This is a genomic window from Halioglobus maricola, assembly GCF_009388985.1.
GTDB classification, from domain to species: Bacteria; Pseudomonadota; Gammaproteobacteria; order Pseudomonadales; family Halieaceae; genus Halioglobus; species Halioglobus maricola.
The window spans coordinates 1,030,811-1,055,709 of sequence record NZ_CP036422.1 but is presented as its reverse complement, the minus strand read 5'-3'; the positions used below and the strand labels follow the sequence as shown (position 1 = coordinate 1,055,709).

At 56.8% G+C, this 24,899-nt stretch carries 20 protein-coding genes; 7 read left to right on the top strand and 13 right to left on the bottom strand.

The features are described from left to right. Positions 1–75: 75 nt before the first annotated feature. Positions 76–918, bottom strand: coding sequence for a regulatory signaling modulator protein AmpE (gene ampE, locus EY643_RS04745; RefSeq protein ID WP_152661113.1), 843 nt, complete (start codon positions 916–918; stop codon positions 76–78). Further along, a complete protein-coding gene (gene ampD / locus EY643_RS04740) occupies positions 915–1,481 on the bottom strand; it encodes a 1,6-anhydro-N-acetylmuramyl-L-alanine amidase AmpD (RefSeq protein ID WP_152661112.1) in 567 nt (188 codons plus the stop codon). Before ampD ends, ampE begins: the two co-directional genes overlap by 4 nt. 135 nt (positions 1,482–1,616) lie before the next feature. Here ampD and nadC point away from each other — a divergent pair, with 135 nt between their 5' ends. Continuing rightward, complete coding sequence (gene nadC / locus EY643_RS04735) at positions 1,617–2,471, top strand: carboxylating nicotinate-nucleotide diphosphorylase (protein WP_152661111.1); 855 nt, start codon at positions 1,617–1,619, stop codon at positions 2,469–2,471. On the opposite strand, the gene rraA is transcribed toward nadC, so the two are convergent. Beyond that, positions 2,466–2,945 (bottom strand): ribonuclease E activity regulator RraA, encoded by a 480-nt coding sequence (gene rraA, locus EY643_RS04730; protein ID WP_152661110.1) that lies wholly within the window; start codon positions 2,943–2,945, stop codon positions 2,466–2,468. The genes nadC and rraA overlap by 6 nt on opposite strands. Before the next feature lies 1 nt (position 2,946). After that, positions 2,947–4,716 carry an acyl-CoA dehydrogenase gene (locus EY643_RS04725; protein ID WP_152661109.1) on the bottom strand — a complete coding sequence of 590 codons (1,770 nt, stop codon included), beginning with the start codon at positions 4,714–4,716 and terminating at the stop codon, positions 2,947–2,949. A gap of 189 nt (positions 4,717–4,905) precedes the next feature. Between EY643_RS04725 and EY643_RS04720 the strand changes: the two genes are divergently transcribed. Continuing rightward, positions 4,906–5,862 (top strand): LysR family transcriptional regulator, encoded by a 957-nt coding sequence (locus tag EY643_RS04720; protein WP_152661108.1) that lies wholly within the window; start codon positions 4,906–4,908, stop codon positions 5,860–5,862. 166 nt (positions 5,863–6,028) lie between these two features. Then, a complete protein-coding gene (locus EY643_RS04715; protein WP_152661107.1) occupies positions 6,029–8,209 on the top strand; it encodes a malate synthase G in 2,181 nt (726 codons plus the stop codon). 56 nt (positions 8,210–8,265) lie between these two features. Here the strand turns inward: EY643_RS04715 and EY643_RS04710 are convergent, their stop codons facing one another. The 4 genes from EY643_RS04710 to EY643_RS04695 all read right to left on the bottom strand — a co-directional run bounded on the left by EY643_RS04710 (position 8,266) and on the right by EY643_RS04695 (position 13,564). Beyond that, a complete protein-coding gene (locus EY643_RS04710; protein WP_152661106.1) occupies positions 8,266–9,138 on the bottom strand; it encodes a glycosyltransferase family 2 protein in 873 nt (290 codons plus the stop codon). Between the two features lie 3 nt (positions 9,139–9,141). After that, entirely contained in the window at positions 9,142–11,022 is a 1,881-nt protein-coding gene (locus EY643_RS04705) for a tetratricopeptide repeat protein (protein ID WP_152661105.1), read from the bottom strand. Between the two features lies 1 nt (position 11,023). Continuing rightward, entirely contained in the window at positions 11,024–12,970 is a 1,947-nt protein-coding gene (locus tag EY643_RS04700) for a hypothetical protein (protein ID WP_152661104.1), read from the bottom strand. Between the two features lie 108 nt (positions 12,971–13,078). After that, positions 13,079–13,564 (bottom strand): pilin, encoded by a 486-nt coding sequence (locus tag EY643_RS04695; protein WP_152661103.1) that lies wholly within the window; start codon positions 13,562–13,564, stop codon positions 13,079–13,081. Between the two features lie 427 nt (positions 13,565–13,991). Here EY643_RS04695 and pilB point away from each other — a divergent pair, with 427 nt between their 5' ends. Genes pilB through coaE form a run of 4 tightly spaced genes read left to right on the top strand, consistent with a single transcriptional unit; the run spans position 13,992 to position 18,463 of the window. Continuing rightward, entirely contained in the window at positions 13,992–15,707 is a 1,716-nt protein-coding gene (pilB, locus tag EY643_RS04690; protein ID WP_152661102.1) for a type IV-A pilus assembly ATPase PilB, read from the top strand. Positions 15,708–15,737: 30 nt separating this feature from the next. Continuing rightward, the gene (locus EY643_RS04685; protein ID WP_152661101.1) at positions 15,738–16,955 is read left to right on the top strand and encodes a type II secretion system F family protein; all 1,218 of its coding nucleotides are present in this window, start codon (positions 15,738–15,740) and stop codon (positions 16,953–16,955) included. 45 nt (positions 16,956–17,000) lie between these two features. Next, positions 17,001–17,864 carry a prepilin peptidase gene (locus EY643_RS04680; RefSeq protein WP_152661100.1) on the top strand — a complete coding sequence of 288 codons (864 nt, stop codon included), beginning with the start codon at positions 17,001–17,003 and terminating at the stop codon, positions 17,862–17,864. Next, positions 17,861–18,463 (top strand): dephospho-CoA kinase, encoded by a 603-nt coding sequence (gene coaE, locus EY643_RS04675; protein ID WP_152661099.1) that lies wholly within the window; start codon positions 17,861–17,863, stop codon positions 18,461–18,463. The genes EY643_RS04680 and coaE overlap by 4 nt, the downstream gene beginning before the upstream one ends. Positions 18,464–18,475: 12 nt before the next feature. Here the strand turns inward: coaE and mutT are convergent, their stop codons facing one another. The 5 genes from mutT to lpxC all read right to left on the bottom strand — a co-directional run bounded on the left by mutT (position 18,476) and on the right by lpxC (position 24,867). Further along, positions 18,476–18,871: an 8-oxo-dGTP diphosphatase MutT gene (gene mutT / locus EY643_RS04670; protein WP_152661098.1), complete on the bottom strand. Its 396-nt coding sequence runs from the start codon at positions 18,869–18,871 to the stop codon at positions 18,476–18,478. After that, a complete protein-coding gene (argJ, locus tag EY643_RS04665) occupies positions 18,872–20,098 on the bottom strand; it encodes a bifunctional glutamate N-acetyltransferase/amino-acid acetyltransferase ArgJ (protein ID WP_152661097.1) in 1,227 nt (408 codons plus the stop codon). It lies immediately after the preceding gene. Between the two features lie 10 nt (positions 20,099–20,108). Further along, complete coding sequence (secA, locus tag EY643_RS04660) at positions 20,109–22,814, bottom strand: preprotein translocase subunit SecA (RefSeq protein ID WP_152661096.1); 2,706 nt, start codon at positions 22,812–22,814, stop codon at positions 20,109–20,111. Between the two features lie 88 nt (positions 22,815–22,902). Then, entirely contained in the window at positions 22,903–23,832 is a 930-nt protein-coding gene (locus EY643_RS04655; protein WP_152661095.1) for a M23 family metallopeptidase, read from the bottom strand. 120 nt (positions 23,833–23,952) lie between these two features. Further along, a complete protein-coding gene (gene lpxC / locus EY643_RS04650) occupies positions 23,953–24,867 on the bottom strand; it encodes a UDP-3-O-acyl-N-acetylglucosamine deacetylase (protein ID WP_152661094.1) in 915 nt (304 codons plus the stop codon). Between the last annotated feature and the right edge of the window lie 32 nt (positions 24,868–24,899).

Here is a 24,899-nt window from a genome sequence, read left to right as displayed (position 1 = left end):
TCACGGCCCCGACGGCCGGCGGTGACAGGAAAGCTTAGCAGCTGCCCACGATTCTGCCCAAAATCCCGACGGGGTTCACCCCGCCATTGCCCAGAGAGAGATCACCAGCAACCAGCAGATCGCTCCGCGATGAACCAGAGCACTGAGCTCTTCGTTCTGGCGGGCTGCGAAATCACCGAAACCGTCGACTGGAGGGGCGATCTTGTCATGGCTGACGGCGGCCCTGGCAACACTCAGCAGCAGAGCGTTGGCTGACATTTCCGGATGCCTGAAGCCCTCGTAACACTCATCAACGCTATCGACAAAATTACCCATGACCATGAATGAGGCAGCAGCGAGCCGCGAGGGCAACCAATCAGCAACATTCATCCACCAGTGGCCCTTACCCGGCTCCGCACTGAGGTCGAGCAGACGGTAAGCCAGAGCAGCGGCGGGGCCCAGAAGTACAAAATAGAAGAGTACGCCAAACCACCCCCGCATCTCGGCCTGCAGCAGAGCCCTCTGGACCGTTAGATGCACACTCTGAGGGTCGTGGGGGGCAGCGCCCTCAGTGTCAGTGGCATCGGGAGACTGCTCATTGGCATCTAGCAATGCCGCTTCAAAATCCCCGCGACGACACTGCGAGCGGTACCTTTCGGCCCACTGCCCGGTATTGACCCGCCCCAGCGAATAGAGCAACAAAAAACTCGCGGCCACAATCCAGGGGAGGCCGAAAAGAACGCGCTCGAGTTGCTCCAGCAACAGGGTGACTGCGAGCACCGGCAGGCCCACCTGAATGGCGACGGCGATGCCTTCACCTAGCCCGAGCCCGGCCACTTGAGCCTTCAGCCGAGCATACCAGTCATCTTGGTGAAGGATGCCACGATACGACCAGACCATGCTGAGAACCAACGCCAGAATCATCGCTAAAAAAGTCACGCTATCTCCCCCTCCACATCGATATTTCGTCGGTATTTCGCCCAGTCAAAAGCCGGCCCCGGATCTGTCTTACGCCCGGGAGCAATGTCTGAGTGCCCGGTCACTCGCCCCGGTGTCATGCCGGGGTAGGCCGCGAACAGTAATAAGGTCACCTCCTCCAGGGCTCGGTACTGAAGCTCGGTATAGGGGATATCGTCACTGCCTTCCAGCTCAATACCGATACTGAAGTCGTTGCAGTTGTCGCGCCCCTCAAAACAGGATTGGCCAGCATGCCATGCCCGCTCGTCGAAGCTGACGAACTGGACCCGCTCACCGTCGCGACGAATCAGCAAATGTGCCGACACCCTGACATCACGGATCTCTTCAAAGAAGGGATCGGCGTCCCAATCCAGACGATTGCAAAAAAACTCCTCGATACAATTGCCGTGGAACTGGCCAGGAGGTAGGGAAATATTGTGTATCACCAACAGCTCAGGCGAACAGCCTGCCGGGCGGACTTCACAGTTTGGTGAGGGCGCATGCCTGGCGTCCCGCAGCCAGCCATTGCTGATCGCCGCGCTCATGTCTTTCCCTGTATCTGGTTGAAACCCATGCCTGCATAATAGGCCAGTAGCGCACTGTCACTCAACGCCTCCTGACGTTAGCCCGGGTGCGCGTGCCCTGCTACAATCAGCGCCCCGGAAAAAGGCCAGAAAAGTATGTCCCAGACCAACCCCCTCCTCCTGCCACCGGCACCTGCACTGATTCAGGCCAACGTTACTGCTGCCCTGACAGAAGATGTCGGCGACGGCGATATCACAGCGCGACTGATCGCCGCCGATACAGTGGCCAGCGGACGGGTAATCACGCGCGAAGCCGGTATCTTGTGTGGCCGAGCCTGGGTGGACGAAACATTCCGCCAGGTAGATCCTGATGTGAAAATCGTGTGGGAATGCGAGGATGGAGCTGCCATAGCACCCAATGACACGCTGTTCACGTTTTCAGGCCCGGCTCGCGCACTGCTGACTGCCGAGCGCTGCGCCCTCAACTTTCTGCAGATGCTTTCAGGCACCGCCACACTATGCGCGCGCTACGCCGGACTCGTGGCAGATACCGGCGTGCGCCTACTGGATACGCGCAAAACCATACCCGGCCTGCGCATCGCGCAAAAGTACGCCGTGAGCTGCGGTGGTTGTCATAATCACCGGATCGGCTTGTACGATGCTTTTCTGATCAAGGAGAACCATATTGCAGCCTGCGGGGGAATTGCCGCTGCGGTAGCGAGGGCACGCGAAATCGCCCCGGGGAAGCCGGTAGAAGTGGAAGTAGAAACACCCGGTGAACTGGAGCAGGCGCTGACGGCCGGCGCCGACAGAATCATGCTGGATAATTTTTCACTGGAAGATATGCGGGCCGCCGTGACAACAGCAGCCGGAGCGGCAGAGCTCGAGGCATCTGGCAATGTTACCGACAAGACCCTCAGGCCCATCGCCGAAACAGGCGTCGACTTTATTTCCATCGGCGCCTTGACCAAAGACTGCAAGGCGTTGGATCTGTCTATGCGCCTGCTATAGCAGAGCCACAGCGCTGACAAGTACGCCATTATTGTCGGCGTAAACGTACTCTCCGGGAACAATCGTTACCCCGCCGAAAGCGATGGTCACATCGCGTTGGCCTTCGCCGAGTTTCTCAGTCTTCAAAGGGGTTGTGCCCAGAGCCTGAACACCCAGTTCAGTCACTCCAATCTGGTCTACATCACGAATAACACCGTTGATCACCAGGCCGGCCCAGCCATTGGCGGCAGCCTTTTCGGCGAGCATGTCGCCCAGCAACGCTCGCCGCAACGAACCACCGCCGTCGACCACGATTACCCGGCCTTCGCCCGGCTCGGCGACCGCTGCCTTCACCAGCGAGTTGTCCTCGTGGCACTTGATCGTAACCACCGGGCCCGAAAAACGTGCGTGACTGCCATAATTGGTGAACTGCAATTCTATCGCCCTGACATCAGGATGCTCGTCAGCGAGATCAGGAGTAGAGAACGCTGTCATATCACATCCACTCAAGAGGGAAGGACTGCAGCTGGCCTGCGGCCCCTGCCACAGCGCCTGCATGGCCTGCGCAACGAGGCAGAATCTGCTCCGCGTAGAAACCTGCGGTAGCTATCTTGGCCTCATAGAAAGGGTTGTCACTACCAGCACCGAGCTTCTCCAGCGCCACCAGCGCACTGCGCGCCATATGCCAACCACCCAGCAGGTAGCCGGTCTGCATCATGTATTCAAAACTGGCCCCCATGGCAACCGCGGCATCGTCTCGCAACGCCTCGAGCACGACCTGGGTCGTGCGCTCATGATCAGACAGCGCTGTCGCCAGGGCCGCCGCCAGCGGAGCCAGACGCACATCACCGGACGTTTCCAACTGGGTGATGGTTGCGCGAATTTCACCGGCGACGAACTCCATAGTAGCGCCGCCGTCACGCCCCAGCTTACGGGCAACGAGGTCGGCTGCCTGAATACCGTTGGTGCCTTCATAGATTGGGGTGATACGAACATCGCGCAGGTACTGGGCCGCCCCCGTCTCTTCGATGTAGCCCATACCGCCATGCACCTGGACACCGAGAGAAGCCACTTCCTGGCCTACCTCAGTGAGCCAGCCCTTGATAACCGGAATCATGAGGTCGACACGACGCTGTTGAGCATCACGCTCTGCCTCGGGACCTCGATGAGCGAGATCCATGGTAATGGCTTCGGTGTAAGCCAAAGCGCGCATGGATTCGGTGAGAGAACGCATCACCAGCAGCATGCGTTTTACGTCAGCGTGCTCAATAATGGGCACCCCACCCTGAACCCGCTCCCGGGCATATGCGATCGCTTTTTGCAAAGCACCGTCAGAAGCGCTCAGACCCTGCACACCGACTTTCAAACGCGCTTCGTTCATCATGGTGAACATACAGGCCAGGCCATTGTTAGGCTCGCCGAGCAGGTAGCCTAGCGCGCCCTCATTGTCGCCGAAAGCCATCACGCAAGTCGGACTGCCGTGAATGCCCAATTTGTGTTCGGTGGAAACGGGATATACGTCATTGCGCTCTCCCAGGGAACCGTCTTCATTGATCAGAAACTTGGGCACAATGAACAGGGAAATGCCACGGCTTCCCGCGGGGGCACCCGGCAGCTTGGCGAGCACCAGGTGGATAATATTGTCCGTGGCCTGATGGTCGCCCCAGGTAATGTAGATTTTCTGTCCCTTGATCCGATAGTGATCACCCTCAGGCACGGCAGTGGCCTTCATCACGCCAAGGTCGGAGCCGGCGCCCGCCTCTGTGAGGTTCATAGTGCCCATCCACTGTCCACTATGCATTTTCTCGAGATAGGTTTGCTTCTGCTCCTCGGTACCGTGAGCGTGAATCGCAAGAGCCGCGCCGCTTGAGAGCATGGGAGCCAGACCCAGCGCGAGGTTGGCGGCATTCCACATCTCTGTGCCGACGGTATTGTAGATTTCCGGCAGCCCCTGGCCGCCATAATTTGCGTCGGAAGATATGCCAATCCAGCCACCTTCGCCCAGCTTGTTCAGAGCGTCTTCGAAGCCCGGAGAAGCAGTGACCACACCATCTGCACAGGTCGCAGGATGCTCGTCCCCCACCCTGCGCAACGGCGCAAGCTCATCGCCCGCCAGCTTTGCTGCCTCATCGATAAGCGCAGTGGTCAGTTCGGATCCCAGGCCATAATCGGCGAAATCCGGCAATCCGCCGAGCACTCTCTCCACATCGAGGACTTCGTCGACGAGAAAGTTCATATCTTCAACGGGGGCGCGATAAGTTCCCATGCTAACTCCTGCTAATTCCAGCTACATATCTAGGTGCGATTTTGGATACGCGATTATACGCGCGAAGGCTGCCCGGCGATTAGACTTTGGTCAATGGCCGTAGAGTTTGGCAATTCTATCTGCACGCGTATAATTCCCCTACGCTATACATAGTATTTTCAACATTCATTTAGTGAATGCGGAGAGCCCGTGAACGTCAATCGAATTGATCTCAATCTGCTGGTCTACCTGGACGCCCTGTTGCGGGAACGCAACGTCACCCAGGCTGCCAACCAGCTAAACCTGTCACAGCCGGCCATGAGCAATGGTCTGCGCCGCCTGCGGGAACTGTTTGATGACCCACTGCTGGTGCGCACCAGCGAAGGTATGACACCGACGGAGCGCGCCCTGGAACTTGAACCAGTGGTACGCGAAGTGCTCACCAACATCGATCGGGCGGTCCAACCGCGCAGCGAATTCGAGCCAGCAGAGGCTCATCGCGTATTCCGGATCATGGCCAGCGACTACGCCGAGGCCACTCTTTTCCCTGCCGTACTGGCGAAATTGCGAGAGATGGCGCCAGGCATCACTCTCGACATCATGACCCCCTCCGACGTGAGCTTCCTGGATGTTGAACGGGGCAAGGTGGACATGGTGATCAACCGTTTCGACTCCATGCCGCAGTCTTTTCACCAGATACTCCTGTGGAAGGACACGTTCAGTTGTGTCCTCAACGCCAGCCATCCGCTGTTGGACGAATTCACCCTGGACAACTACCTGGACAGCGACCACGTCTGGGTCAGCAAAACAGGCATGGGTGTCGGTGTGGGCGTGAACCCCGATGACGTACAGCGTCTGGGCTGGGTAGATTCGGCGCTGGACAAACTCGGCAAGAAACGCCAGATAAGAGTATTCACCCGCCACTATCAGGCGGCGATGACGCTGGCAGAGCAGAACGATCTCATTGTCACCCTCCCAACGCGCGCCGCACAGCTCAAGCGCGACAATCCCCGCGTGGTACTGCGCGATCCGCCATTGGAGATCCCGCCACTGGAACTGAAGATGGCCTGGAGCCCACTACTGCAGCACAATCCGGCCAACCGCTGGTTGCGCAAACTGATCGCCGACACCGCCCGGGAGCTCGATGGCCAGGCGCCTACACTCTAAGGGTGCCGCCCGGACGGCTTGAGCGGCCCGGGCTCTCGATTCACGAAACGAATGGCAACGATAAAAACGATAAATTAGCTAAATTTAACCCTCTCTCCTAAAATTCCCGCTGTTACTGGGGCCCCACCGTCGGGGAGCCCCTTCCCTGTGTCACAAGGACCATGCCATGACAGATCGAATTCAAGTGGGCGAACTGCACATCGCACCCGTACTTCACCAACTACTGGAAACTGACATCGCCCCGGGAACCGGTATTGCACCGGCAGATTTCTGGACCGCCCTGGAATCCATTCTCCGCGACCTCGCACCGAAAAATCGCGACTTGCTCGCCAAACGCGATCAGCTACAAACGCAGATTGATAGTTGGCACCAACACAACCCCGGTGCAGATTACGATCGCGCCGCCTACAAGGCCTTCCTGCAAGAAATTGGCTACCTGCTGCCTGAAGGCGAAGATTTCACCATCACAACCCGTAATGTAGACCCCGAAGTCGCAACACTTGCGGGCCCCCAATTGGTCGTGCCAGTTATGAACGCCCGCTACGCACTCAATGCAGCGAATGCGCGCTGGGGTAGCCTGTACGATGCGCTCTACGGTACCGATGTCATTTCAGAAGAGGGCGGGGCCGAACGCGCAGGTGGCTACAACCCTGTGCGTGGTGACCGTGTTATCGCCTACGCTCGCGACTTTCTCAACAAACATTGCCCGCTGGCGCAGGGTGATCACAGCAACGCGACCACCTACGCCATCGCCGACGGTGGGTTGCAGGTCAGCCTGGAAGACGGCTCGACAACGACTCTGGCCGACACAAGCCAACTGCGCGGCTACACCGGCGCGCCTGAACAGCCTGAAACCATCCTGCTCTGCCACAACGGCCTGCATATCGAAATCCAGATCGACCCCAGCAGCCCTATTGGTGCGACCGACAAGGCCGGCATCAAAGACCTGGCACTCGAAGCGGCACTGACCACTATCCAGGATTGTGAAGACTCCATCGCCGCCGTCGACGCAGACGACAAGGCCGTTGTTTACAGCAACTGGCTCGGGCTGATGCGTGGCGACCTCACCGACAGCTTCCAGAAAGGTGGCCAGGCCCAGACCCGCACCCTTAACCCGGACCGCAACTACAACACCGTGGACGGATCGACTATCACCCTGCCAGGACGCAGCCTGCTGTTCGTGCGCAATGTCGGCCATTTGATGACCAACGACGCGATCCTCGACAGCGCCGGCAACGAAATTCCCGAGGGGATCATGGACGGTATGTTCACCGCACTGATCGCCATGCACGATCTGAACAAAGGTGCCGACCAGCCGCGCAACTCACGCGAGGGCAGTGTCTACATAGTGAAGCCAAAAATGCACGGACCGGAAGAAGTGGCGTTTACCTGCGAATTGTTTGACCGCATCGAAGACGCACTCGGCCTGGCGCGCAATACCCTGAAGGTGGGCATCATGGACGAGGAGCGCCGTACCACCGTCAACCTGAAAGCCTGCATTCGGGTTGCCCAGGATCGTCTGGTCTTTATCAACACCGGCTTCCTCGACCGCACCGGTGACGAGATCCACACCAGCATGGAAGCAGCAGCCATGACACCCAAAGGCGCCATGAAACAGGAGCCCTGGATCAACGCCTATGAAGACTGGAATGTTGATCAGGGGCTCGCCTGCGGCCTGCCAGGTAAGGCCCAGATCGGCAAGGGTATGTGGGCGATGCCCGACATGATGGCAGAGATGATGGTCGCCAAAGTAGGCCATCCTCTGGCCGGCGCCAACACAGCGTGGGTGCCCTCACCCACCGCAGCGACGCTTCATGCCATGCACTACCATGATGTCAATGTGGCGGAGCGCCAGCGCGAGCTGAGCTCGCGGCCAACTGCGTCGCTGGACGACATTCTCAGCATCCCTCTCAAGGGGGCAGAGGGCCTTTCCGAGAACGACATCCAACGCGAGCTCGACAACAACGCCCAGGGCATTCTTGGCTACGTGGTGCGCTGGGTAGATCAGGGGGTTGGTTGCTCCAAGGTTCCGGACATCAACAATGTAGGACTGATGGAGGACAGGGCCACCCTGCGCATTTCCAGCCAGCACCTCGCCAACTGGCTGCGCCACGGGGTGTGCAGTGAAGAGCAGGTACGCGAAACTCTTGAACGGATGGCTGCTGTGGTTGACGAGCAGAATGCCGGCGACCCGGCGTATCGAAAGATGGCACCAAACTTCGATGACAACGTGGCATTCCAGGCCGCTTGCGATCTGGTATTTCTGGGCAAAGAACAGCCAAGCGGTTACACAGAGCCGGTGCTGCACGCACGACGCAAAGAAGCCAAGGCCAAGTACGGCGCCTGATTTCTGCCCTCCAGGTGGGCGCGGCTTTCGCCGCGCTCACTCAGTACCAGACAAGATCAGTCCTCTTCCTCGACCGCGTCCTTGTACTGCAAGTTGGTGAGCTGCTCTGCGAGCAGCCCCATCAAGAACATCACCATGCCAGCGAGAATCAGCAGCGTGCTCATATTCGTGAACCGCCAACCCCCAGACGTAAGACTGCCCATCAAGTAGTTCAACACGCCCATCCCCGAAACCAGCAGCGACATCGGGAAATAGACCTTTAGCGGCGAATACAATGTGCCTATCTTGAAAATGATCAGGAAGAAGCGCACCCCGTCCCGCACCAGGCTAATGTGGCTTTTCCCCAACCGGGGGGCGACAGAGATCGGGACAAAACCCACCGAATAACCTGCGCGGAAAAATGCCATGGTCGACGTGGTGGGGTAACTAAAACCGTTGGGAAGCAGGTAGAGAAAACCGAGAAACTTCTTCCGGTTCACCGCACGAAACCCCGAGGTAAGATCATCAATACGACGATTTACCATCCAGCTGGCAAGCCAGTTATAGAGGCTATTAGCGCTCCAGCGCGCAATATTTGCCTGGTCTTCGCGCCCTCCTCGAGCACCGACGACCATGTCGTAACCTTCTTCCAGCTTGTACAACAGGCGCTCAATATCGGCCGGGTTATGTTGCCCGTCACCGTCCATAAACACGATATATTTGCCGTTCGCAGCACGCGCGCCCGACTTGATCGCAGCACCATTGCCCTTGGGGTACGGGTGAGTCACCACCTTGACACCATACTCTTCACACACTTGCAGTGTGTTGTCGGTAGAGCCGTCATTAACAACCACCACCTCCGCTTCCGGATAGTGCTCGCGCAAGAGCGGCAGCGTTTTCGCCAGGCCCAGCTCTTCGTCCTTGGCAGGTATAACGATGGAAAAATCCACGTATTAGTTCTCCAGATAGAGGGCCAGTGTCTGGCGTTGGCGTTCAGTCAATTTACCTTCTGCATCCAGTTGCTGCAATTGGGCGATGATCTTTTTCACTTGCGCTGAATCTCGCATCGCTGCAGAAAAATGGAGTTTCATGAGCAATGCCCTGACGTCACCGGGCAGGAGCTCAAGATAGATATCTATGTACTGATCGGCGTATTCAAAGCGCTGCAGGGCATTCTCCAACAGCGCCAGCCCGAGATACACAGAACGATTTCCCCGAGCACTGGCCTCCTCGCCCAGGTAAAGACTTTCAAGGCGGTCGGCAAAAGCGAAACGATCAAAGCGCGGGCAGCGGTCTTCCTCCAACATCCTTACCAGCACTACCAGGCCCAACGATGAGCTGAGAGGGCGCCGCTCCTCTGCACCCAGACTCGCAATATCTTTGGCCTCAACTCGGGCGTTAGCCATGCACGCCAGTGCCATATTTCGAACGCCAAAATCGCCACTGCGACGATGTGGATTGACCGCGCTTGCGCGTTCAGAATATTCCGCAGCGCGCTCATAGTCGCCCAGACTCGCAAGGATGACGGCCATATCAGTGTTGGCACGAAAAGAATCTGGGTGTCCGGAGACATGATTAAACGCCAGCAGCGGCCTACTGGACCATACCTGCGCCTGGGAGCTGGTCAGGAACAACAGGCAACCTGCCGCCAATCCTGCATAAACCAACAGAGGTCTGGCCGTCTCCGGCCAGACCCGCACAGCTTTGCCGTACAAAAGGGCGGGAGCCAGTAGTAAGCCTATCGCGGGAAAGTAGTTGCGGTGCTCGAAGTACAACTCCAAAGGCAGGACCGTCGATTCCACTGCATGACCGAGCATATACCAGGCGGGCACCAGGGCGACCAGCTTGCCCCATCGCCACGGACCCAGGCCGAGCACTAACGTCGCGGCTCCAACGCCAACCCAGGCAAGTATGGCCGGCAGTGTGGTGGCGGGTTCCCACAGCGACCGGGAAATGATGAAGTCGTCGTGGTAAATCCCCATCCGCCCGACCTCGGGCCATACAAATTGCAGCACATAGTCCCAGAGCACTCTCGCCTCAGTCATCAAGCGCTCAGGTAACGTGAAATCCCGACCTCGATAGGAAGCAGCAATACCCTCCAAACTCAGCACGAATGCCAGGCTAAGCGCAACGGCACCAATGAAAATTGAGAAAATGACACCTCGCTTGAACCAGGACAGTTGGGCACCGCGGTGATCACGGCATTGGAACCAGAACAGCTCCAACACAAGCATTATGGGTATCACGACTATGGCGTTCTCCTTGGTGAAAACGCCCAGCAGGACAAATACAAGCGGCACCGCCAGTGTCACAAAAAACTGTACTGGTCGATGCAAAACGCCGCGACAGTAGCAATAGCTCACCAGGGCCATCAGCATGAAACTGGTCGACAGCAACGCCATTCGCTGCACGGCATACAACACACTGCTGACCCACAATGGCGAAGCCAACCAGATCCCAGCCAATACCACAGCCAGGTAGCCCGCACCCGACAACTGCAATGGTTTGAACATCAACAGCAGGAGCCAGGCCACGAGAACACCGTTTAACAGGTGTATTGAAATGTTGACCGACTTGGTGACGGCAATGTCGCTGCCCAGGTAGATCCTTTCGGCGACAAATGTCCACATTGCCACGGGTCTGCCCAGGGGTCCTGATTGCTCGCCCTGAATATACTCAATGCCAAACTCGGGGTTGTCTTCCAGTCCGACCAGTGCATTCAGGCTACTGTGGTCGTCCAGCAATGTGGGCCCAGCTACTCCGGGTAGATAGGCCCAGGTGATCGCTGCAAGCAACAGCACGAATATCAGCAGAGGCAGGAAACGCAGGCGCAACTCAGTTCCCCCGATGCTCTAAACGCACAGTGGCAGGAAATAGCGTCGTCATACGCGACAGCTGGTAACGCATAGGGTCGGCCTGGTACAACTGCAGAGCAAGATCATAAACCAGACCCATATCACCGATTTCCACAGCGTCTGCAAGCGCTTTGTGGAGCAGCGTCACATGCCCGGGGTGCTGCGCCAAACCTGCCTGCAAGATCGGAATACGGTCCACAGCCGACACCTGCGACTTGGTCGCGTAAACATGCTCCAGCACGTAGCGCTGACTCCATCGTGGAAAGCGCGAAGCGAGTAGATCGGAAACCCTCCGATAGGCCACCTCACCCCCTGCGCAACCGTCGTCGCCAAGACACGACATAAGGTTCTCCAATGCCGCAGCGTCTTTTTTACTGAGTGGCGCTGCGATCAGGATCTGCTCTATTTTTGCCAGCCAGTCGGTTCTATTCGCCAAGCCGGAAAAATACGTGGAATCCAACTGATGCAGTGTTACCAGCGCACCGAGGTCGCGTGGATCCAGCCGCGAAGCCTGCTCGAAGTGATAGCGTGCGAGCGTCACAGCCTCGACATGCTCAGCGTATGCCGCGCCCGATTCAGCATCGCGTAACTGGTCATTGGCATAGACATAATGCGAGAGCGATGAATCAGGATGATGTCGAACCCCAGCTTCACCCAGGCCATCCTGGGAAGACCACGTGTTCACTCGCAGCGCAAGCATCGCGAGCAGAACAAGCGGAAGAAACAATATGGGGAGCACAGGATGCTTTGCTTGACTCCTTTGCAATGCTCCAACGAGGCCAATCATCAACGCCAGATATACGCCAATGCCCGGCAGATAGTTGCGGTGCTCGAAAACCATCAGCAAAGGCCAAACAGAAGACTCCATGCTGTGACCCACCAGATAAAACAAGACCGCCAGTAAAAACAGCGGATGCTCGCGTCGCTTCCACAGGGCTGTGAGAAGCATGCCAACCCAGGCCAGCAACGCCAATACCGTCGTCACCGGATTGAACAGTGTGCGAGACCAGGTAATGGCATCGTGATGAAGTCCGTACTGAGTAATATCAGGGAGCAGCAACCATCTCAGATAGATCCACAGGAGGCGCAATTGCGTCTGCACTCGTTCATACAGGTCAAACTCGCGCATGCTGTAGCGAGACACAAGCCAATCCGGGGCCACAGCAAAAACCGCTAAAAGTACCAGCGCAGGAACCACTACTGCCGTCGCTGCGCACCTGCGCAACCAGGGAAGATCGTGCCCCCGCCACCGGCCGCGATAGACAGCAAATTCGAGCGCAGCCATCATCCAAAGTAACAGAATGCCATTTTCTTTTGATAGCACGGCACAAGCTGTAATCAGCCCAAGCCACAGCGCGGCTGCTATCACTTCGCCTGGAGTGCCCCCGGATTCTGACCAGCGATTGCGGTAATAGGCAAACAACCAGAGACCCGTGATCACAAACAGCGCAGAGAGCTGTGCCATCCGCTGCACCGGGTAGAGAACGGTTGAGACATGCAGAGGGTGTAAACCCCAGGCGACGGCGGCAGCAAGGGCCAACCATGGCGCCCACTCCCTGTTTCCGGAGCTTCGGAAGTAACGCAACAGAGTAGAGAAGAAGCCCCACAGCGCAAGCACAGCCAATGCGTGTATCACAACATTGGTCATTTTAAGAATCGGGGCGTCAAGCTCTCCGCTGACGACTGCGTTCGCAGCGAAGCTGATCATCGCGACTGGACGGCGGAGCGGCCCTGAACCTGAACTGAGCGCTGCTGTGCGCCAATCATCCAACTCGCTGCCATCTAACTGCAGGTCGGGATTGTTGACCAGATTCGGGTGGTCATCGTACAACCAATAGTCCCCGCTGCCATGGCAATAGATCCCAAGGCCGAGCAGGAGCATCGCAAAGAGCGCTGCGTAAGGAAGCGAACGGATATATCGACTCAAATTCAGATCGGGCAAACGGTGAGGCTGATAGCGGATGATGCCACAGTTTTTTGATGCAGATACAAAAAAGCCCGGCTAATGCCGGGCTTTTCAGTACCAGACGGCTAATTAGCCACGGCAGGTAGCTGGCAGCCAGTTAGTGTCGCTTTGGAAGTCATTGCTCGCTGCGCCACCAGGAGGAGTGGCAGCAAAAGGCTTGCAAGTCCAGCGAATCTCACGCTCAGCGCCAACGGTGACACCGGAAAGTACAAAGTATCTCGCATTGCCGTCAGGGAATACTGAACCCACAACGTTCGCATAGATCAGTGGGGCATTGGTCGCATCGTAAGATACTGTGTCGGTGATATCCGTTCTGGGAGCATCGCCAACACCCGCTTGGGCGTCATCGGTTGGCAGACGACCAGTCGCTGAGTAATATTCAGTGATACTGGTCTTCAGCTCGGACATATAAGCCATAGGCTCAGACATCTTGGCGCGGATAGTGTAATCCTGGTAGGCAGGCAGCGCGATGGCAGCCAGAATACCGATGATCGCGATGACGATCATCAGTTCGATCAAGGTAAAACCCTGTTGAGCTTTCTTTTGAATGTTCATGTTTCCCTACTCCATTCGAGAATCTAGATTATGGTTACAGCGCCGTGAGTCACAGCAAAATGCTCACGGACTCCAAGGTGCCATAAATGTGCTGCAGTAAACGAGCCAATTCTGACAAAATACCAATAAAATTTTCATTTACGCAATAAATACAGAAACTTAGGCCCGACACCACTCCGGGAGAGGGTGGCCCAAGCTAAACGCCCAAATCACAACAGTCGACATTTTGTGACAATTTTTGTCACTTCCTGCTGCTCACTAACCCTCTTGGCGTCTCCCCAGTCTGTGAACAGTGTCATATTCACTCCAAAATTCTCCACTTATACCCGCTCAAGGCTAGGAGGTCCCTCAACCCATGGTTATACTGAAGGGAAATCAGCGCTTATAAAGAAGCTACAGTCACTCCTGCTAAAGGGATCCAGAGCAGATGAACGACAAAGCCATCGGGCAACTGAGTGGCCTTGCGGGCCGGCTTGTCGCCGAGGGGATGATATCCGCCGAGGCAGCGGCAGAGGCCCAGCGCAGTGCATCTATGGAACAGATGCACTTTGTGCAATTCCTGGTCGAAAAACAAAATGTAGATGGGCACCGCCTCGCTGAGGTGGCATCCCAGGAATTCGGTGTCCCACAGTTTGACACCGAGTGCTTCGACACAGCCAACATTCCGGTTGGCCTGGTAGATGTCGAGCTCGTCACCAAACACCACGCCCTGCCACTTTATCGCCGCGGCAACCGCCTGTTCATTGCTGTCTCCGACCCGACCAACCTGGCCGCGCTGGACGAAATCAAATTCCACACCGGGGTCAACACCGACGCGGTCCTGCTGGAGGAGCAAACCCTCAGCAAGATGATCTCTAGCTGGGTCGAAATGCAGGACTCCCTGTCCGATGGCCTGGACGATTTGGATTCCGCCGATCTTGAGGGTATCGACGTCTCAACCGGCGAGAGCAGTGATGACGACGAAGGCAGTGATCTCGATGAAACCCCCATCGTACGTTTCGTCAACAAGGTTCTGATCGACGCCATCAAACAGGGCGCTTCGGATATTCACTTCGAGCCCTACGAGAACAGCTACAGAGTGCGTTTTCGCACCGACGGCGTATTGCGCGAGATGGTCAAGCCACCACGCAACCTGTCGCACCGCCTCGCAGCGCGCCTCAAAGTCATGTCGCAGATGGACATTTCCGAGCGGCGAGTGCCCCAGGACGGGCGCATCCAGATGAAACTGTCGCGCAATCGGGCCATCGACTTCCGTGTTAACACCCTGCCGACGCTGTTCGGTGAAAAGATCGTACTGCGTATCCTCGACCCCACCAGCGCCCAGTTGGGTATTGATGCGCTTGGCTATGAGGACGAACAGAAACAGATGTATCTGAAGGCCTTGAATCAGCCTCAGGGCATGATTCTGGTCACAGGCCCCACTGGTTCGGGTAAAACCGTATCGCTGTATACCGGCCTCAATATTCTGAACACCGCAGAGCGCAATATTTCCACCGCGGAAGATCCCGTGGAGATCAACCTCGAGGGTATCAACCAGGTTCATGTAAACCCCAAAGTTGGCCTTAATTTCGCCGAGGCATTGCGTTCTTTCCTGCGTCAGGATCCGGACATCATCATGGTAGGTGAGATTCGCGATCTGGAAACGGCGGAGATAGCCATTAAGGCAGCCCAGACGGGTCACCTGGTACTCTCCACGTTGCACACCAATAGCGCGGCCGAGACCGTCACCCGTATGTTGAACATGGGCGTGCCGGCGTTTAACGTCGCGACATCTGTCGATCTGATTATTGCCCAGCGACTGGCGCGCCGGCTGTGCAAGGAGTGCGCAGAACCCGCCGATGACGTACCTCATGATGTACTGATCAAACAGGGTTTTACCGACGCAATGTTGTCGGGAGCCACCATCAAGAAAGCGGTGGGCTGTAGCATTTGCCAGGACGGCTACAAAGGCCGTGTCGGCGTATACGAGGTCGTAAGAATCACTCCTGCGATCGCGCGGATCATCATGGAAGAAGGGAATTCACTTCAAATCCAGGACCAGGCCAGCGAGGAAGGGTTTAATACTCTTCGCGTGTCAGCCCTGCGCAAGGTAGCGCAAGGCTTTATCAGCCTGGAAGAAGCCAACCGGATCACGGTGGATTAATAACAAGACTAGGGGAAGAGGCGTTACCACATGGCAACAGCAACTGGAAACGATTTATATATTTGGGCAGGCACCGATAAAAACGGCCGCACCACCAAGGGCGAGATCAATGCGTCCAGCCAGGCGATGGCCAAGGCGCAGTTGCGCCGCCAGGGTGTCGTGCCAAAATCGGTTAAGAAAAAACCCAAACCTCTGTTTGGCGGCAAGGGCAAACCGATCAAGCCCGAGGACATTGCCACCTTTACCCGCCAGCTGGCAACAATGATGAAAGCAGGTGTGCCCCTCGTGCAGAGCTTCGAGATCGTGGCCGACGGCTCCGAGAAAGAGACCATGCGCGACATGATCAACGCCATCAAGAACGATGTGGCCTCAGGCTCCGGCCTGGCGCCTGCACTGGAAAAATACCCCCGCCACTTCGACGACCTCTATTGCAGCCTGGTCGCTTCCGGTGAAGAATCCGGCACCCTGGAGGTCATGCTGGCCAGGGTTGCAACGTACAAGGAAAAAAGCGAGGCCCTAAAGCGCAAAATCAAAAAGGCGATGACTTACCCGCTGGCGGTAATCGCTGTCGCAGTTATCGTCACCGTGGTGCTGCTGGTGAAAGTTGTGCCGACTTTCGCAGAAACCTTCCGTGGATTCGGATCCGATCTGCCGGCATTCACCCTCTTTGTGCTCAATATTTCCGAGGTTGTACAAGAGTGGTGGTTTATCTTCCTCCTCATATCAATCGCAGCATTCTTCGGCTTCAGGGAAGCCAAATTCCGATCGGTGAAATTTGCTGAGTTCCTCGACAAGGTAATGCTCAAGATGCCCATTATTGGTGGCATTGTTCACGATGCGATCATCGCCCGCTTTGCGCGAACATTGTCGACAACCTTCGCCGCCGGTGTTCCGCTGGTAGATGCACTGGAATCTACCGCAGGTGCCGCAGGTAATGCCATCTATGCCAAGGCCATTCGCCAGATCAAGGACGATGTGACCACAGGTACCACGCTTTATGCGTCGATCAAGACCACTGGCCTGTTCCCCAATCTGCTCTTGCAGATGGTGTCCATCGGCGAGGAGTCGGGTTCTCTGGACGAAATGCTCGACAAGGTAGCCGATCACTATGAGGAAGCTGTAGATAACGCCGTCGACAACCTCAGTGCACTACTGGAACCCATGATCATGTCAATACTGGGTGTACTGGTGGGCGGACTTCTGGTCGCTATGTATCTGCCCATCTTCATGCTGGGTACGGTGATCTAAAGCCACTCCACTCAATCGCAATTCGGCTCCGGGAACAGCGCCACTATGTCTGAAGTCTTCGCCCTGCACCCGGGGTTTCTTTACACCGTTCTGATGGCGCTGGGGCTGATCGTTGGCAGCTTTCTCAATGTTGTCATACACCGATTACCCATCATGATGGAATCGCGCTGGCGCCGGGATTGCTGTGAGCTTTTAGAAGTAGAGCAGGAGAAGGAAGAACCCAAACTCACACTGGCCACGCCGAATTCTCATTGCCCTGCCTGCCAATCGGCCATCAAGCCCTGGCAAAATATACCGGTTCTCAGCTATCTCCTGCTACGTGGACGTTGTGCCAATTGTGGCGTAAGTATTTCACCGCGCTACCCCATCGTTGAATTAGTTACCGGGCTGATGACACTCGCTCTTGCGTGGTTCTTGCCCCTTTCCCCCGCACTACTGGGAGCTATGCTACTCACCTGGTCGCTGATCGCACTGACCATGATAGACATCGACCACCAGCTACTACCGGATGATATAACCCTGCCACTGATGTGGCTTGGCCTGCTGTTCAACCTGTTCGGGACATTCGTTTCGATTCAGGACGCTGTGATCGGTGCGATGGGCGGCTATCTCTGCCTGTGGAGCGTATTCTGGATATTCAAGCTTTTGACCGGCAAGGAGGGCATGGGCTATGGCGACTTCAAACTGCTCGCCGCTCTCGGTGCCTGGCTCGGCTGGCAAATGCTGCCGCTGATCATCCTGCTATCATCTGTTGTCGGCGCGATCGTCGGCATAGCTTTGATCATTGCCCGCAATCGTGGCCGTGAGGTACCTATTCCCTTCGGTCCCTATCTGGCGGCGGCAGGCTGGTTGGCACTGGTCATAGGCGACACACTCAACAGCAATTTTTTTGGCATCCCGCCGCAATGATCGTCGGCATCACCGGCGGTATCGGCAGCGGCAAATCTGCGGTCACCACTCGCTTTGAACAGCTCGGAATCACCGTGGTTGATGCCGACCTTGCTGCCAGAGTCGTGGTCGAGCCGGGCAGCGCTGCACTCACAGCGATTGCCGAACGGCATGGCATCTCAATCCTGTTGGAAGACGGCCATCTTGACCGGGCAGCACTGCGCAAAATTGTCTTTGCCGATGAGGCTGAACGGCTGTGGCTCGAACAACTCACGCACCCCTTGATCGGTCGGGAAATCCGCGAGCAACTAGACGCGGCTTCCTCTGCTTATGCGATTCTGGCCTCTCCTCTCCTGCTGGAGTCCAGCCAGAAAGATCTCACTGATTTCATCGTGGTCGTGGATGTTCCGGAAGCGCTGCAACTTTCACGCACCATCAGCAGAGATGACAATGACGAAGCTCAGGTCAAACGCATTATGGCTGCACAAATGGCGCGCGAAGATCGCCTCGCGAAGGCTGATTTTGTGATCGACAACTCGGGTTCGCTTGAAGAACTCGACGACGCGGTCAAGGCGTTACACGAAGAAATTCTTGGCAGAATCGATACCCAGTTCAGCTAGCAGGTAAAACCTCTAGGCCAGGTAGGCCTGCACCGCCTCAACGATCGGGACATTGGCCGCTGGAAACTCATAATTCACCAGTTCCGCAGCCGCCACCCAAACCATGGGCTGAAGCTCCAGGCCGCGAGGCTCGCCGGCAAAGCCTGAAACAATATAAACATCGAGCAGTACGGCCTTGTCACCGTAGTCGTGGCGAATTTCCAGCAGTGGCTGAAAAGCAGTAACATCGATGCCAAGTTCCTCGCGCAGTTCCCGCGCCAGCGCCTGCGGAACAGACTCGCCGACCTCAACTTTTCCACCAGGGAACTCCCACAGGCTGCCCTGATGTGCGTCGGCAGCTCGCCGCGTCAGGAGAACGTTTTTCTGCGCATCGAGAATGACGCCGACCGCCACATGCACCTCGCTCATTCAGGTCCTATACTCGGCGTTAATCCGGACATAGTCATAGGAAAAATCGCTGGTCCACACGCTCGCAGCGGCGTCTCCGCGATTCAGACTAACCCGGATCACGATCTCTTCCTCCGCCATCGCGGTTACGCCCTGTTCCTCAGTGTAGCTGGCAGCGCGACATCCATTTTCGGCGATCAACACCCCGTTGAGATACAACCCAACGCGGTCGACGTCGAGGTCAGGCACGCCTGCACGACCGATTGCGGCGAGCAACCGCCCCCAGTTGGGGTCGGATGCAAACAGTGCGGTCTTAACCAGTGGAGAATGGGCAATAGTAAACGCCACATCCAGGCACTCCTCCTCGCTGGCACCACTCTCTACGGCCACCGTGACAAACTTGCTGGCGCCCTCTCCATCGCGCACCAGCGCCTGAGCCAGAACGACACAAACCTCCTGCACCGCGTCGCGCAGCGCCAGCGCCAGAGGAGAGCTGGCATCGGATTCCAGCGCGTTCCCCGCTTTCCCGGTCGCCACCAACACGCAGGCATCATTGGTCGAGGTATCACCATCAACAGAGACGCGATTGAATGAAATTTTCGTTGCGTCAGCCAGAAGCTGCTGGAGCAAGCCGGGCGCCACTGCGGCGTCGGTGGCAATGTAACCCAGCATCGTCGCCATATTGGGGCGGATCATGCCCGCTCCCTTGGCAATGCCGGTGACCACGTAATCCCTGCCCTCACAGTTAAAGCTAACAGATAGTCCTTTAGGCCGCGTATCTGTCGTGAGGATGCCCTCAGCGGCAGCGGCCCAGCCATCTTCGGTAAGGTTTGTTACAGCAGCGGGAACAGCCGCTTTAATTTTGTCGACAGGCAGTGGCTCACCGATGACGCCGGTTGAAAACGGCAGCACCTGCGATGCGTTCACATCGACTGCAGTAGCGACGAAGGCGCAGCAATCGCGGGCGTCGGCTATGCCCGACTCACCGGTTCCCGCGTTAGCGTTGCCTGTATTGGTAAGAAGATAGCCGGGCTGGGAAGCACTGGCCTGCAGGTGCGCCTTTGCTACCGTGACTGGCGCCGCACAGAAAGCGTTCTGGGTGAACACACCCACACAGTGTGAGCCCGCTGTGAGTTCCATCAACACCAGGTCTTTACGCCCCGGCGTTTTAATCCCCGCCGACACCGTACTCAGGCGCAGCCCCGGAACAGGCAGCAGCTCTGGCAGCTGATCGTTACCTACAGCCATCGTTATACCCTCAGAGCTTGCCGTGGCACTGCTTGTACTTTTTCCCGCTGCCACAGGGGCATGGATCATTGCGGCCAACCTTCGGCGCTTCGCGGGTAAATGTGGTGGGCGGCGCCACTTCTTCCGGCGCTTGCTCGGCCTGCTGCTCTGGCATCGCTGAGGCTTCAGCATGCTGGAATGCCAGCTTTTCGCGCTCGGCCGCTTCTCTACGCTGCTGCTCTATGAGTGCCGCTTCGTCCTGGCGCTGAATCTGCACATGGCTGAGAAACTTCACGACTTCCATCTTCAGACTACTGAGCAGTTCTTCAAACAGCTCAAAAGACTCGCGCTTGTATTCCTGCTTTGGGTTCTTCTGTGCATAGGCGCGCAGATGAATGCCCTGGCGCAAATGATCCATGGTGGCAAGGTGCTCTTTCCACAGGGTATCCAACACCTGCAGCATGATCTGCTTCTCGATCTTGCGCATGTCCGGGCCCACAGCCTCACACTTGGCCTCGTAGGATTTCTGAACTTCATCAACAATGCGCTCGCGCAGAGCTTCCTCATGCAACTTGTCGTCAGAATCCAACCATTCCTGCACTGGCAGGGGAATGGCGAACTCAGCTTCGAGCTGCTTCTCCAGCGCCGGAACATCCCACTGCTCCTCGACGCTCATTGGCGGAATAAAGCTGTCGATTGCCTCGTTGACCACATCCGCGCGAATCGCGGTGATAGTTTCGGAAATGTCAGCTTCTCCGAGCAGGTCATTGCGCTGTTCGTAGATGATCTGACGCTGGTCATTGGCGACATCATCATATTCCAGCAGTTGCTTACGAATATCGAAGTTGCGGCCTTCCACTTTGCGCTGTGCTTTTTCAATCGCGTTGGTCACCATGCGATGTTCAATCGCCTCGCCCTTCTCCATCCCCAGGGCTTGCATGAAGTTCTTCACCCTGTCGGAAGCGAAGATTCGCATCAGGTTGTCTTCCAGAGACAGGTAGAACCGGGATACACCGGGGTCGCCCTGACGACCGGCGCGACCGCGCAACTGGTTGTCGATACGCCGGGATTCGTGGCGCTCGGTACCCAGAATGTGCAAACCGCCAGCCTCAAGCACCTGCTTATGGCGCTGCTCCCAGTCTTCCTTAAGCTCGGCTTTACGATCGTCCGAAATGTCTCCGGCTGCTGCGAGTTCCGCATCCATGTTGCCGCCAAGAACAATATCAGTTCCCCGGCCAGCCATATTGGTGGCGATGGTGACCACGCCTGGGCGTCCCGCCTGGGCGATAATCTCGGCTTCCTGCTCGTGGTATTTTGCGTTGAGAACCTTGTGCTTGATCTTTGCATTGCGGAATCGAGTCGACAATTCCTCTGACGTTTCTACTGAAGCGGTACCCACGAGAACCGGCGCACCAGCCTCCATACAGTCTTTGACATCCGCCACTATCGCATCGAATTTTTCTTCGCTGCTGAGGTAGACCACATCGTTGAGGTCCTTGCGTTCCTGCTTCTTGTTGGTGGGTATAACCAGTACTTCGAGACCGTAAATCTGACGGAATTCGAAAGCCTCGGTATCGGCTGTACCGGTCATACCGGCAAGCTTGTCGTAGAGACGGAAATAGTTCTGGAATGTGGTAGACGCGAGCGTCTGGCTCTCGCTCTGGATCGCAACCCCTTCCTTGGCTTCAATCGCCTGGTGCAAGCCTTCCGAGAGACGGCGGCCAGCCATGGTGCGGCCTGTGTGCTCGTCGATCAACACAACCTGTCCGTCTTGCACGATGTACTCTACATCCCGCTGGAACATGGCGTGCGCGCGCAGGCCAGAATACACATGATGCAAAAGGTTGAGGTTGGTAGCTGCGTAGAGGCTGTCCCCCTCTTCCAACAGACCTTCAGTGATCAACAGACCCTCAATGTAGACATGGCCCTCCTCGGTCAGTTCGACTTGCCGCGCCTTCTCGTCGACTGTGAAATGACCATCCTGACCTTCAAGGTCGGGGGTGAGAGACGGAATCAGCTTATTGATGCGCTTGTACAGCTCGGAGCTGTCCTCGGACGCGCCGGAGATCACCAGCGGAGTCCGCGCCTCATCGATCAGAATCGAGTCCACCTCATCGACAATGGCAAACGCCAGGTTACCCTGCATCTTGTCGCCCATGGTAAACGCCATGTTGTCGCGCAGGTAATCGAAGCCAAACTCGTTGTTGGTACCGTAAATAATGTCAGCGTTATAGGCTGCCGTCTTCTGCTCTGGCAACTGGCCGGAGCGAACTACACCCACCTTCACACCCAGGAACTCGTAGAGCGGCCCCATCCAGGCGGCGTCGCGCGCTGCCAGATAATCGTTGACGGTGATCAGGTGTACGCTGCCAGCAAGCGCATTGAGATAGGCGGGCAGCGTGGCCACCAGTGTTTTACCCTCACCGGTGCGCATCTCGGCAATCTTGCCTTCATGCAGAGCCATACCGCCAATCAGCTGGACGTCGAAATGGCGCATGCCCAGCACCCTTTCACCCGCCTCGCGGGCGACCGCGAAAGCCTCTGGCAGAATCTGATCGAGAGTTTCGCCAGCCGTCAGGCGGCTCTTGAATTCATCAGTCTTCGCCTGCAGTTGCTCGTCGCTGAGTGCAGCGGTGTCTTCTGCCAGGGCGTTAATTTTCTTGACCACTTTGCCGTAGCGCTTCAGCTCCCGATCGTTGCGGGTGCCGAAAATCATCTTCAGGGGTTTGCTAATCATGGCTCTTCATCTTGTCTTGAATACGAAAAAAACCACCAGGCCTCTAGCTATAGGGGCGGGCGGGATCAAAAAGAAGGGATTATACGCGTCAGCGACGTGTTCGTCGTATGTAACTTGAGGGGTCGACCGAGCGGCCGTGTTTGTAGACTTCGTAGTGAACATGGGCACCGGTGCTGCGACCGGTGGAACCCATCAGGCCAATGGCCTGACCTTTGCGCACAACATCTCCCGGCGACACCAGGCTCTCTTTGTTGTGAGCATAGCGAGTGACAAAGCCATCGCCATGGGAAATTTCTATGGTTTCGCCATAACCGCTCTTGGAGCCTGTCCAGGTAACGACCCCGGACGCCACAGCAATAACGTTAGACCCCTCTTTGCCGGCAAAATCGACGCCGTGGTGGAAGCTCGGCTTCCCGGTGAAGGGGTCATTACGCTTACCGTAGTAGGAAGATATCCAGCCCTTTTCGATAGGCCGCCCGGACAGCCATGATTGCTCGTCAAGCTTGCGATTGCTCAGCAGTGTCTCAAGAATCTCCAACTGCTGTTCCCGGTCTTCTACCCGGGCCTGGAACAAGCCCAGCTCTGCCATCAAGTCGGAAGTGTTGTACTCAACGCTGAATTCGCCACCAAGTGGGCCACCCACAGCGGGGGGCTGACTGAAATCAAACTCGCCTTCCTCGAGGTCGGCCATGGCCGTCAGGTGCTGCCCTAGGGCATCAAGGCGGGTCATTCGGGCCTGCATTTCCGACACATTGCGGGTCATGGCGGCCATCTTGCGCTCGGCCTGGGCCTGCAAGGCAACAAGATCTTTCTCTTGCTGCTCCAATTCGTCCTGCAAGCGATCCAGCGCTACCTCGCGCATGGTATTCGCCTCGGAATCCTGGCCCAGCATATAGCCCACGCCCACCATACCCAAGGGCAAGCCCAGGCAGCAGAGGGAGAGCAATGCACGCGACCAGCGCCCCAACTCAATCGAGCGGGAGCCGCCGTGCTTACGATTTATGAGAATGACTTTCATCTATGGGAGAAATCGATCACAGGGCCGCGAACTATGCCATAAAAGGCCCAGATTGGCCACGAAATAGCCACAAACGGTGTGAACTGGCGCCCAATCTGAGCCGATCAGCGGCGAATTTCGTCAGATAGCCGGGATTGGGTTGAGCGTATAGGAAATCGGGGCCTTGGCCTCGTCTTCAAAGGTAACCACTTCCCAGGCATCGGGCTGGGCGATCAGTGCGCGCAGCGAAGCATTGTTCAGGCCGTGGCCAGACTTGAAGGCACGGAATTCACCAATCAGGCTGTTACCCAATAGATACAGATCACCGATGGCGTCAAGAATTTTGTGCCGCACAAATTCATCGTCGTAACGCAAGCCATCCTGATTCAGGATTCGATAATCATCAACCACGATGGCGTTATCGACACTGCCGCCCCGGGCCAGGCCCTGGGAGCGGAGGTATTCGATTTCGTGCATAAAGCCGAACGTTCGCGCCCGGCTGATTTCTTTGACAAAAGACGTTGAGGAGAAGTCCACCTCGGCATGAGCGGCGCGATCGCGGAAAACGGGGTGGTCAAAGTCGATAGTAAAGGAGACTTTGAAGCCATCAAAGGGGAGGAAGCTGGCTACTTTGTCGCCGTCCTCGACTGTGACCTTCCGCTTTATGCGAATAAACTTCTTGGGCGCGTTTTGCTCTTCGATCCCCGCTGACTGGAGAAGAAAAACAAAGGGCCCCGCGCTGCCATCCATGATGGGGACTTCCGGGGCACTGACATCGACGTATGCGTTGTCAATTCCCAGGCCCGCCATGGCTGCCATGAGATGCTCCACGGTAGACACTTTTTCGCCATTGGCGAAAAGGCTGGTAGAGAGAGTGGTGTCAGCAACGTTGTCCGCCCGGCCGGGGATTTCAACTACCGGGTCAAGATCAACCCTGCGAAATACGATGCCAGTATTCACCGGTGCAGGGCACAAAGTCAGGTAGACCTTATCACCCGTGTGCAAGCCGACGCCGGTCGCCTTGATCGCGTTTCTCAGTGTGCGCTGTCGAATCATACTCACTCCGTCAGTTGCCCAAAGGCGTTAAG